The sequence below is a fragment of the Fortiea sp. LEGE XX443 genome (genome assembly GCF_015206815.1).
In the GTDB taxonomy this organism is placed as follows: Bacteria; Cyanobacteriota; Cyanobacteriia; order Cyanobacteriales; family Nostocaceae; genus Nostoc_B.
Genome location: NZ_JADEXZ010000018.1, coordinates 49,405 through 61,402, shown reverse-complemented (window position 1 = coordinate 61,402; position 11,998 = coordinate 49,405). Strand labels below are relative to the sequence as shown.

The window sequence follows — 11,998 nt, the reverse complement described above, 5'->3', positions numbered from 1 at the left end:
AAAATAATAAATATAAAATAGGCTATCGGCAAGAATTCTACTTAAGTTATTCAAAGCCACAGACAAGCACGGATAAATCATCTGTGTTTATCTGCTTTATTGATTATTTTATCCTAATAAATATATACAATATTTTATAGTTTAATAAAATAAGTTTTTGCTGAGATGGTAAACCATCTGATACTTAAAGTGTCAGAATGCTATCGTAAAGGCAAAATTATTTTCTCAAGTTTGAGGAAAGTTTTATGACTACTACGCTGATAGAGGCTAATTCTATCGAGTCATGGTTGGGTAAAGAAGCGGAAGACTTGCTGAATTACAAAGCCAAGGTTTCTCAAGATTTATTGCATTTACCAGGGATAGACTTTGTAGACCGAGTTTGGCTTAATAGCGATCGCAATCCTCAAGTTTTGCGTAATCTCCAACAACTTTATTCTACTGGTCGTCTGGCAAATACTGGCTATCTCTCGATTCTGCCAGTTGACCAAGGCATTGAACACTCAGCCGGTGCATCTTTTGCACCAAATCCCATATACTTTGACCCAGAAAATATAGTCAAATTAGCGATCGCAGGCGGGTGTAATGCTGTTGCTACAACTTTGGGAACATTAGGCATTATCTCACGTAAATATGCCCACAAAATTCCTTTGATTGTCAAAATCAACCATAATGAACTCTTAACCTTTCCCAATCAATTTGACCAAGTATTATTTGCCAGTGTTGAGCAAGCTTGGAATTTAGGTGCAGTAGCAATAGGCGCAACAATTTACTTTGGTTCTGAACAATCAACTAGGCAAATCCAAGAAATTAGTCACGCTTTTGAACGCGCCCATGAATTGGGGATGGTAACTATTCTTTGGTGTTACGTGCGTAATAATGCTTTCAAACAAGATAAAGATTACCATCTTGCGGCTGACCTCACTGGACAGGCGAATCATTTAGGTGTGACAATTGAAGCCGACATTATTAAGCAAAAATTACCTGAATGTAACAATGGCTATGGTGCAGTTGTTAAAGCCACAGGTAAAAGTTATGGCAAAACAGATGAGCGAGTTTATACAGAATTAGCAACTGATCACCCCATAGATTTGACCCGTTATCAAGTACTAAATTGCTACGCTGGACGGGCAGGATTAATTAATTCTGGTGGCGCATCTGGTAAAAATGATTTTGCCGAAGCAGTACGCACTGCTGTCATTAATAAACGGGCTGGTGGTACAGGATTAATTTCTGGACGCAAAGCTTTCCAGCGTCCGTTTGAAGAAGGAGTGAAACTGTTTCACACCATTCAAGATGTTTATTTATCACCAGATGTAACTATAGCTTAAGATTAGGCAAAAGGTCTAATAAATTAAGGAAGGTGATCAATATCTACCTTCCTTTTTGTATAGCTATAACTAGCCTAGAGGAAGACGTTAGGCAAATGGCTATTTTTTAGTATTTAGGCATTTGTTTAAGATGTAGGAGTTCAATTTTTCCATGTTAAATATCCAAAGCATACTTCATCAATTAGGTCGCAAAATTGCGATATTCATCATAGCTGGCTTAGTTGTGCTGATTAGCTTACCTACTAATTCCGTTTTGGCTGATGGTTATTATTCTAGTAAAAGTCGCAGTGTCGAAAGAATGCCACCTTATTACACTACTAAAGACCTGAGAATAGCAAGAAACGAGTCTAACAAACCCTATTACGCCACTAAAGAACGTCAACATTCAAAAGCTGCCAGAAAGGACGAAGACTATATCAAGACTGGTAAGCGTGAAAATGAAGTAAGAATTAGAGATTTAGAAACAAGAAATCGGTAAAAAAACGAGAAAAACTTTCAAGAAAATGGAGACGTGAACATTCACGTCTCTACCAAAAAAATTGGTTTAAACACAGCAGGTGACAGGTAACAGAGGACAGGTGACAGGGTTAAAATCCCTTTGAAGTAAGGGTTTTGTGATTTGTTGATGTCCTAATCTATGTGGCTACTGCTATATCTGCAAATTTTGTATTTTTAAATAAAAGTTTGGGTGTTGTCTACGGCTGCTACACGTAATGCAATACGTTTATACTTGTTGGCATCATAAGGAATACCTGCGTGCATGACTTGCGAATTATCCCAAACAACCAAATCACCTTTCTGCCAAACATGAGCGTAAACTGGTGTACGTTCTAAAACAGTTTGAAATAGTTTCTGCCAAAACTGTTTAGCCAAATTCAGTTCATCCTCCATCCCCACAGGAATTGATGTATCTGAACCAAGATATAATCCTCGCTGCCCAGTTACCTTATGGGTTGAGACAATAGGATGTTTTTTCATCGGCACATCAGGTGCTGGCTGATAGGTTCTTGGCGGCAGATGATACATTGACATTTGCTCTAATTGCCGCCGATGTTCAGGATCAAGATTATTGTAAGCTTCTACCATGTCGAGGAATTCAGTTGTGTGGGGTTGGCCATCAACTCCTTCGGCTGGTATTTCCACACCATACAGCATTACCACATACAAAGAATTCATATCCAGACCTTCTGTTCTTGGTAGAAAGTCCTTGTCATGATGCCATTGCCAAGCAAACTGTCCGACGATTTCTTGAGTATTTTCTTTAGGATTTCCCAAAATAGCTACACCGAGACTTTGTAAATCTGGGTCGATGCCTGGGTCTAAAGGTTTAGGCTGATACTTAAAGTTTGATTCACCAAAAGTCTGGTTGTTAAATTCCTTCAATTGCGATGCTGTCAGATGTTGATTTCTGACGACAATTACACCATGTTCCCAGAGAGACTGTTTAAATTCTTGTATTTGTGGGGTTGTAAGTTGTGTTAGATTGCAACCTTGTAATATTTCCTTGCCCAATCTAGGATGCTGCTGTACTGTTTGCTGCTGCATTCTAAGAATCCTTTTGATGTAAATCTTGTTAAATTTATAGGGGTGTAACGCCTTGTGCGCCCACTAAAATTAGTTTTATTTGATAGAAGTAATTCAATATTGTCTAACTGTGCTAGTTAAATCCATCTCCCGAACAGCAGATGTGATAGCTTGATTGTCTATTCACCCCAGCGATACCACTGGCGAAAATTAGTTCCGGCACTGACAGCTAAACCAATCTGGTGCTGCGAAGATAGTTCATCGTAACCACCTTCATTCGCGCCAATATAGTACATCCGAAAACTATCATCATCCATTGGTACTATACAAGGCGTACCTACTGCCAGTGCATCCCAACGACCAGAACCCTTTTGGGCATGAGAAAACACAGCACCGCCTGGTTGTTCACCTGTTTCTTTTTGCCAATGAATACCGTCGTCAGAAATAGCTAGACCAATGGAGTGATAACCACTTGTATTGACACCTTCGTAAAACATCACGTACTGTCCGTTTATTTTCACGACATGGCGAGTCCCAATGCCTCTTTCATCAAAACTTCCAGATTCACCCGCGGCTAAAATCTGACCGAATTTCTCCCAACGTAAACCATCGCCAGATAAGGCTAAACCGACCAAAAATCCTTTATCGGGATTGAGGGTATGGTAGTACAGTTTCCAAGTTCCATCATCATCAGATAACACTTGCGGCCAGGCGCAGAATAAAGCATCAAATTCTCCTGGCTTGCCTAAATCGAGAACAGCGCCTTGATAAGTACTTTCCAAACGTACCCAATTGATGCCATCACGTGAAATAGCACAACCGGGGCGCATATTCAACCCTTTCGCTTGAAAATTCCCCATCTCAACCATTGTGTGGTCACCACCGAAGTACCACATCCAATAAAGACTATCCCGGAAATAGACATTGCTGACACCAACATGGGCTGAGTCAAAGCGGTGATAATCTGGGTGCGGTTCAAAGACAGCCCCTTTAGTTAACAATCCCTGGACACGTTGCCAATGAATACCATCAGCAGAAATTGCTAAACCACAGCGACCTGTAGGCAGATTAATTTGACGGTCAAAGGAAGCATCCCGACCGTAATACCACATCTTCCAAGTTCCATCAAGACAGCGCAAGACCTGTGGTGAAGAAATTCGTTCGGAGTCCCACCAGCCTTCTGGGCCTGGTGTCAAGACTAATCCAGGTTGATTGATCGGGGTTGTTACTTGATTCATATATATAATCTAAATAGTTCGCTTGTACTTAGATTGGCGATCGCTCCAGTATGCTGCTATCTTCAACTTAGCCTAGCAACATTACTTAACTATTATTCGTCACTCAATAAGAAATTAATGAGTTTCCGAATCCAGGTAGACCAAAGTTGAATCTAAACTCAGTCTGACAGTTTTGTTGTGTTCGCATGAGTATCTGAAAAATGACGAGAAATATCAGCCAGTGTCTTAGTACCATTTCTTTAGTTGTGCTACTCCACAGTTTTCCTCCAATTGTTCAGGCACAATCGACAGAAACCGCTTCTCCGACAACATCAGATACCATTCAACAGGTAATTGCGGCCAAATGGATGACCAACTCTCCAGATGGCAATTTTTATCCCGAAAGGTTGCTTAGTCGGGCAGAATTAGCCTCGATAATGGTCAAAGTATTTCGGCTAGATAAACGACAAACTGTGAGTAAAGAGAACGTTGTAGTTCCCGATGTCTCATCTTCCCATTGGGCATTTAAAGATATTCAGGTAGTCTTAAAAACAGACATTATGAAAGGCTATCGGGGTAATTTGTTTTTTCCTAACCAAAAAGTGACGAGGGCAGAAGCTTTAGCAATATTTGCCCAGGCTTACGGTGTGTTTCAGTTTAGTGATGAAACCGTCAATGAAATTCTCTCATCCCATCCCGATGCTACATCAATTCCGACCTGGGCGAGAAAAGCGATCGCTACCGTAATTTCTGAAGAATTTATCAACACAGATAGTCAAGGCAATATTTCCCCTTTACAGCCCATGACTCGTGGGGATATAGCTTACGTATTGAGTCAATATTTACAACGACAGCGACAACTACCAGATACACCAGAAGTTCCAGGTGTGCCTAATAATACAGACTCCCCTGAACAACAGAAGTAACGTAGCCATATTCTTAAGACTTACCCATAAAAACAAAAAATCAAGGGTTTGGTCGGGTAAGGGTATATAGGTGTAGGTATTCAAAACCCTTACATCCCCTAAAGTAAAGAGTCTCGTTGCGTAAGTTCTAATTCTTTACACGTTATGTAACAGAATTGCAACTCTCCATAATTATGGGGACAACCCGACCGTGGGAAAATCAGAATACCAGAAGTAGAAATTAGAGAGGAAAACCTTATAATATGCATCTGAGTGAAATCACCCATCCTAATCAGTTGCACGGTTTATCTATCCGGCAACTACAACAGATTGCTCGCCAAATTCGAGATAAACACTTACAAACAGTAGCAACAACAGGCGGTCATCTGGGGCCAGGTTTGGGTGTTGTAGAATTAACCCTAGGGCTTTACCAGACTTTAGATTTAGATCGGGATAAAGTTATTTGGGATGTAGGACACCAAGCTTATCCCCACAAACTGCTCACAGGACGCTACAGTAACTTCCATACCCTCAGACAAAAAGACGGAATTGCAGGTTATCTCAAGCGTGGCGAAAGCAAGTTCGACCACTTTGGCGCAGGTCACGCCTCTACAAGTATCTCCGCAGCTTTGGGTATGGCATTAGCCAGAGATGCCAAAGGAGAAAAATTTAAAGCTGTCGCTGTCATTGGTGATGGTGCTTTAACTGGTGGTATGGCACTAGAAGCCATCAACCATGCTGGACACTTGCCCAAAACTAACCTGCTGGTGGTTCTCAACGATAACGAGATGTCTATTTCTCCCAACGTGGGCGCAATTCCTCGCTATCTCAACAAAATGCGTCTCAGTCCGCCAGTGCAGTTCATCAAAGATAACTTTGAAGAACAGTTCAAGCAAATTCCTTTCGTAGGTGAATCTTTGTCTCCCGAACTCGGACGCATCAAAGAAGGGATGAAGCGTTTGGCGGTTCCTAAAGTAGGGGCAGTGTTTGAAGAACTAGGCTTTACCTACATGGGGCCAGTTGATGGACACAACTTGGAAGAATTGATTGCGACTTTCCAACAAGCGCATCAAATCCCTGGGCCAGTTTTGGTACATGTAGCCACAATTAAAGGTAAAGGCTATGAAATAGCTGAACAAGACCAAGTAGGCTACCATGCCCAAACTCCTTTTAACTTGACCACTGGCAAAGCAATCCCTTCTAACAAACCAAAACCCCCTGCTTATGCCAAAGTCTTTGCCCACACCTTAGTCAAACTAGCTGAACAAAACCCGAAAATCATCGGGATTACAGCAGCAATGGCCACAGGAACAGGTTTAGACAAACTACAAGCTAAATTGCCCAATCAATATATAGATGTTGGGATTGCAGAACAACATGCTGTTACTTTAGCTGCGGCTTTAGCATCTGAAGGTATGCGGCCTGTGGCTGCTATCTACTCTACCTTTTTACAACGGGCTTATGACCAAATCATTCACGATGTCTGTATTCAAAACTTGCCCGTGTTCTTCTGTTTAGACAGGGCGGGAATTGTTGGTGCTGATGGCCCCACCCATCAAGGCATGTATGACATTGCTTATTTGCGCTGCATTCCTAATATGGTGTTGATGGCACCCAAGGATGAAGCAGAACTACAACGGATGATTGTAACTGGTATTAACCATACCAGTAGCGCGATCGCCATGCGCTTCCCTCGTGGTAATGGTCACGGTGTACCCTTGATGGAAGAAGGTTGGGAACCTTTGGAAATTGGTAAGGGTGAAATTCTCCGCAATGGTGATGACGTGTTAATCATTGGCTACGGCACAATGGTTTATCCCAGTATGCAGGCGGCAGAAATTCTCAGTGAACATGGCATTGAAGCAACGGTGATTAATGCCCGTTTTGTCAAGCCTTTGGATACAGAATTGATTTTGCCGTTGGCTAAAAAGATTGGCCGGGTTGTCACCTTAGAAGAAGGTTGTGTGATGGGTGGCTTTGGTTCTGCTGTAGCCGAAGCTTTACTAGATGCTGATATCGTTGTACCTGTGAAGCGGATTGGTATCCCAGATACTTTGGTTGAACACGCTACCCCAGATGAATCTAAGGCAGAATTAGGTTTAACTAGCCGCCAAATCGCTGAAAGAGTTTTGCAAGCTTACTTTCAGGAGCAAGTATCTGCTGTGGTTTAGGTTTGAGGTGTGAAATTCACAATTCAATATTTTGATTAGGGTGGTAACATACCGCCTTTTTTTGTGTTTTTTGTGAATGCGATCGCACTTCTCGGTTTGAGTGCCATAATTTTAAGGCTGCTGCAATACTAATTATTGGCGATTACATCAAATACAGCATAACGAGCTTTTCCTTGCTGTTTAGCATGATACATTGCAGCATCCGCATTTTGGAGCAAGTTTTCCGCTTGGTCACTACCTCCTTGATTGATAGTAATACCTATACTGGCTGTGGTAGAAATCTGATTTCCATTCAGGGTAAGGGGTAAGCCTAAAGTATCTTGAATTCGTTTCGCAACGTTAATAGCATCACTAATATCTTTAATATCTTCTAGCAGTACAGCAAACTCATCACCACTAAACCGTCCTACGCTATCACCACTACGTAGGCATGAGTCAAGTCTGCGACCGATCGCTACTAATAAATCATCGCCTACCGCGTGTCCAAAGCGATCGTTAATTTCTTTAAAGCCATCTAAATCCAAAAATAAAATACCAAAACGATAATCAATTCGGCGTTTACTTCTTTCCACGGCTTGCTTCAACCTATCTAAAAATAAAGCTCGATTAGGTAATGCCGTCAATCCATCATAAAAAGCATTCTGGAGCAGTTGCGCCTCCATCCGTTTACGTTGGGTCACTTCTTGAAGAACTAGCACTGCACCAGTAATATTGTCATTACTATCACGAATAGGTGCAACATAATCTCCTACTAGTATTTCTCTACCATTTTTGGTAATTAACACACAGTTATCTGGTAAATGCAACACTTTTCCTGTTGCTATTGTTTGCGTAGCTAAATTTTCAATTGTTTCTTCTATATCTTTGTCAATTAGTTTCACGACTTCCGTTAAATTTTTTCCGTGTGCTTCTCCTTCCTGCCAACCTGTGAGTGCTTCAGCCATTGGATTCATAAATTGAACACAAGCATCAGGATATGTGACAACTACAGCATGTTGCATACTGTTAATAATCGCCACCATTTTTTGCTTTTCTTCCTGCAATTTTTTGTTAGTTTGGTGCTTGTCAATAGCCATTTCGACACCAATATGCAGTTCTGATTCTGCGAAGGGTTTTACAATATCACTACAAGATTTTATTAGCTCTTGATTATGTAATTTTTTAGATGCCAAATACCCAGTAAAATATAATACAAATATACGAATAATATCTGCTACTTGGATACCATTATCTTTCCTGGTTAACCATATACTAATTAATACTAAGTCTGGATAAATCTCTCCTAATTTTACGGATTCTTCTCTTGAAAAGGGATTCTCTGAAATTTTATATCTTAACTCCTTTAGACTTTTTTGGAAATTAAGAGCTAGGAAGTTTTCATTCTCAGCAACTAGGATTTTGTGTGGCAGCATATTAAAATAACCTATTTGCTAAGTTCAGATATTGTTCTAATTATTAACTCAATCTGAAGGTTAATAATTCTATGATAATCAATATCTAAAATATCGGTGTATCTGCTCTGCTAAAATGCTGAATAAGCTTGAAATAGCATATTGTTGTTTATAGTATATTTATATTTAGAAAGGCTCGTAAAAATATCTAAATTTGTGAAAAGTTAATATTAATTACAGTAAAGCCACGAAAAAATAGTAGTTTTTAAGGGCGTTGTTGCGTGAATGAAAAAAAAGACACACCAATCCATGATTGGAGTAGTAATTATTCCACCTTGTAACTGTCAGGCTTACCTAGCTGAATCATGCGGTTAAGGGCAGCACATTGTAGAAATAAAGGTGGTTCAAAGATTCAAGTGCGGGTGATAGAGTATACTATCGACTCAGACAATGAACAACAAAATTATCGTTTAATTACCAGTTTGGTGGACATTGCTCTATTCCCAGCTTTGTTGTTAGCTACTGAATATCATCAACGTTGGGAAATCGAAAATACTATTGATGAGTTAAAAACTCATCTCAATGGGCGTAAAACTCCTATTCGTTCCTCAAACCCCGCGAAGTTGTTCAAGAAATCTACGGTTGGCTTTTAAGCCATTACGCAATTCGCACTTTAATATTTCAAGCCGCCACTGCTGCTGAGATATCTCCATTGCCATTAGGTTTTACTGGTACTCTCAAAGTTATTCGCGCCCTACAATCATTTTCGGATATGTCTACAATACACTGGCAAAATTATTGATGAACTTTTTCTCATGAATTATTTAAGCAAGTTTCATCTATCAATGTGACATTAATAACCATAAACTATCACAAAAACTTTAACCATGATGCTAAAACCAATTTCTGGTGTTGCGATGACATTGATCGGACTTAGCACTAGTTTAATGTTCCCTCATTTGGTAATGGCGGAAGAAATTACCTGCCAAGGAAACTTAGGTGCAATCACCGTTGATAATGTGAAAGTACCCCAAGGTAAGATTTGTACACTCAAAGGAACAACTGTTAAAGGAAATATTGTTGTTGAACGCAGCGCAACCCTCAACGCCATAGGTGCAAAAGTAAATGGCAATATTCAAGCAGAGGGAGCAACTCTAGTTGATGTCAATTCTAGTACTACCGTGGGTGGAAGCATCCAAGTAAAGCAAGGTAGTGCTGCTCGTGTGGTGAGTACACGCATTACTGGAGATGTGCAGTTCGAGTCAAACTCAGGAAGAATGGTTGCTAACCAAAATCAGATTGGGGGAAATTTACAAGCCTTTCAAAATACTGGAGGGGTGACGATTCGGCAAAATCGCATTAACGGCAATTTGCAGTGTAAGGAAAATAATCCTAGTCCAACTGGTGGCGGTAATATCGTCCAAGGTAGTAAAGAAGATCAGTGTGCAAGGTTATAGAAACTATAACAGGTGACAGGTGACAGGTGACAGGGTTAAAAGTCTTTTAAGTAGGTCGGTGTTAAAAATTGTCGTTATGACAAGGCAGAAGGCAGAAGGGAAGAGGTTTTCAAGCTACTTTACTTTCCGTTACATAGTTCGGTTTATTTGCACCTTTCTACTTATTATCTAAGTTTTACCATCTGTTTATGTCCTAATCACTTTGGCTGTTGCTATACTTTGATTTCTGAAAAGAATACTTCAAAATCTTTATAGAGAAGAGAATAGAGACGTTGCAATACAACGTCTCTACATCCAGATTCTTACTTCGATTCAGCAACACTTAATTTTAAAAAATTCTCTCACATAACCTCTCTTGATTTCCGCCTCTCTGCGCCTTCCGCATCTCTGCGCTTCGTTTCTAGCCACTGCATAATTTCATCAGATAATTCTTGCTTACTTCTACTATTTACATCAATACAAACATGGCGAGTAATAGCCTTAGCAACTAATACATCTGCAATGGTAATTTCGTAAGTAATTTCAAACTTATCTACACTTAATTTTTGAGGAATTAAACTAATATTTAACTGATCTCCGCAATACATTGGACGTAAAAAATCGACATTGGCATGAACAATAGGAAACGCAACGGAAGGATTAGTAAAAAAAGCTTTGAGATTAACTCCCGATGCTTCTAGAGATGCTTCATAAGCTTCATGGCAAATGCTCAAAACATTAGCGAAATAAACTACACCCGCAGCATCGGTGTCTGGAAAGCGAACAGTACGGTTATAGATAAAAGACATTTTGTAAAATTAAAAATTAAAAAACCAAAATAGCAGGCTGATAGCCTGCTATCCAAAATCATATTACTGTAACGGCGACAGTTATCAATTTAAGGGGTAATATATATCATCAGAAGTAGGGTTTAGGTAAGGGCGTTGCAGATCAACTGAGTGTAGTGCAAAGTGTTGCTCAATTGACTTCATGCGCTCCTCAATTGCATTCTTACCTTTTTGCCAAACTTCTAATAAAGCATGAGCAACAATTTGACAACGGTTCATGCCAAAACTTTCTTGAGCGGCGAATTTTTGAATTGGTTCTTCGGCTAAACTTAGTCCTGGAGCTAAAAATTTAGTGAACAAAGGTATTTCTGGCTGAAAATGAGATTGATGTTCTGCGTAGACAGCCTGAAGAATTCGGTGAATTGCTGGGTAGTCGTCTCGTTCAAAGTAGAGTAACCCTGAGTCGTAGCGTCCGTAGGCTGAAGGGTTGTAAAGTACTTGAAAGGTAAATTGAATGGCGGCTTTGTTGAGTTGCAGCGTCAGGCTATCCATGAGTGCGATCGCCCCATCTGCCGTAATATTAAAATAAATTCTTCCTGTTCCCAAATCAGCATCTAAACTCTGCTGTTCTTGTCCGACATCACTTACCGCCACATAACAGCCATTTTGTAGATGATTTTTAGGCATCCAAATCGATACTGATTCCCCAGGTTTGGCAGATTTGCTTTTAGGTTTGAGATGGCAATCTGGCTCAATATACAGTGTTAAACCACATTTTGTTACTGCCATACTACCATCAGGTTCTTGACGTAACACTTGCCAACTAGGATCAAAATATCCTGTACCGTGATTGCTGCTGTGCAGTTGTTCGTAAAATTCCCAATCAATACCCAAATGATGATTATTAGCTAAATTTTGGTGTGTCAAGCAATTAGGTGTATCGGTATTGACAGCTAAAATGCTCTGTAGGGAACCGTTGTAATAAATCCCATAAAGGAAGTTTCGCAATAGCAGAGTCAGATATTTCTGCTGTAAAGCCACAGAATTTTGCTGAAATCTATCTGCTACTTTAGTTGGCAAGGCAAAAGGTTGATAGTGAGGATGATGAATCGAGAAGTTGGATTCAATGTGGATATTCCTAGCAATATCGAATAGAGAATGTAACAGGGGATTGGTAGAAGAGTCTAGCATTGCTTAATAGAGAATAGGGAGTGGGGAGTATCAAGGCTTTTAAAACT

Annotated in this window: 10 protein-coding genes and 1 pseudogene; 6 read left to right on the top strand and 5 right to left on the bottom strand. The window is 40.1% G+C overall.

All coding sequences use genetic code 11. From position 1 onward, the window contains the following. Nucleotides 1-245: 245 nt before the first annotated feature. Both IQ259_RS09685 and IQ259_RS09680 read left to right on the top strand, forming a co-directional pair. The gene (locus tag IQ259_RS09685; protein WP_193884071.1) at nucleotides 246-1,328 is read left to right on the top strand and encodes a class I fructose-bisphosphate aldolase; all 1,083 of its coding nucleotides are present in this window, start codon (nucleotides 246-248) and stop codon (nucleotides 1,326-1,328) included. Between the two features lie 151 nt (nucleotides 1,329-1,479). Next, nucleotides 1,480-1,806: a hypothetical protein gene (locus IQ259_RS09680; protein ID WP_193884069.1), complete on the top strand. Its 327-nt coding sequence runs from the start codon at nucleotides 1,480-1,482 to the stop codon at nucleotides 1,804-1,806. A gap of 194 nt (nucleotides 1,807-2,000) precedes the next feature. Here the strand turns inward: IQ259_RS09680 and IQ259_RS09675 are convergent, their stop codons facing one another. Then, on the bottom strand, nucleotides 2,001-2,873 hold the full coding sequence (locus IQ259_RS09675) for a TauD/TfdA family dioxygenase (protein WP_193884067.1): 873 nt from the start codon (nucleotides 2,871-2,873) through the stop codon (nucleotides 2,001-2,003). A gap of 158 nt (nucleotides 2,874-3,031) precedes the next feature. Further along, nucleotides 3,032-4,090 (bottom strand): glycosyl hydrolase, encoded by a 1,059-nt coding sequence (locus IQ259_RS09670; protein WP_193884065.1) that lies wholly within the window; start codon nucleotides 4,088-4,090, stop codon nucleotides 3,032-3,034. Between the two features lie 200 nt (nucleotides 4,091-4,290). Between IQ259_RS09670 and IQ259_RS09665 the strand changes: the two genes are divergently transcribed. Both IQ259_RS09665 and dxs read left to right on the top strand, forming a co-directional pair. Then, a complete protein-coding gene (locus tag IQ259_RS09665) occupies nucleotides 4,291-4,995 on the top strand; it encodes an S-layer homology domain-containing protein (RefSeq protein ID WP_193884063.1) in 705 nt (234 codons plus the stop codon). A gap of 242 nt (nucleotides 4,996-5,237) precedes the next feature. Continuing rightward, a complete protein-coding gene (gene dxs / locus IQ259_RS09660; RefSeq protein WP_193884061.1) occupies nucleotides 5,238-7,145 on the top strand; it encodes a 1-deoxy-D-xylulose-5-phosphate synthase in 1,908 nt (635 codons plus the stop codon). Between the two features lie 128 nt (nucleotides 7,146-7,273). Here the strand turns inward: dxs and IQ259_RS09655 are convergent, their stop codons facing one another. Beyond that, complete coding sequence (locus IQ259_RS09655) at nucleotides 7,274-8,557, bottom strand: diguanylate cyclase domain-containing protein (protein ID WP_193884059.1); 1,284 nt, start codon at nucleotides 8,555-8,557, stop codon at nucleotides 7,274-7,276. A gap of 368 nt (nucleotides 8,558-8,925) precedes the next feature. On the opposite strand from IQ259_RS09655, the pseudogene IQ259_RS09650 reads away from it, so the two are divergent. Together IQ259_RS09650 and IQ259_RS09645 are read left to right on the top strand one after the other, a co-directional pair. Beyond that, nucleotides 8,926-9,338, top strand: a pseudogene (locus IQ259_RS09650) (transposase); the annotation flags it as partial. Between the two features lie 85 nt (nucleotides 9,339-9,423). Continuing rightward, nucleotides 9,424-9,993: a DUF4097 domain-containing protein gene (locus IQ259_RS09645; RefSeq protein ID WP_228014463.1), complete on the top strand. Its 570-nt coding sequence runs from the start codon at nucleotides 9,424-9,426 to the stop codon at nucleotides 9,991-9,993. Between the two features lie 341 nt (nucleotides 9,994-10,334). Here the strand turns inward: IQ259_RS09645 and IQ259_RS09640 are convergent, their stop codons facing one another. Next, nucleotides 10,335-10,781, bottom strand: a complete 447-nt coding sequence (locus tag IQ259_RS09640) for a thioesterase family protein (protein ID WP_193884051.1) — start codon at nucleotides 10,779-10,781, stop codon at nucleotides 10,335-10,337. A gap of 84 nt (nucleotides 10,782-10,865) precedes the next feature. Beyond that, the gene (locus IQ259_RS09635; protein ID WP_193884049.1) at nucleotides 10,866-11,951 is read right to left on the bottom strand and encodes a T3SS effector HopA1 family protein; all 1,086 of its coding nucleotides are present in this window, start codon (nucleotides 11,949-11,951) and stop codon (nucleotides 10,866-10,868) included. Nucleotides 11,952-11,998: the final 47 nt, after the last annotated feature.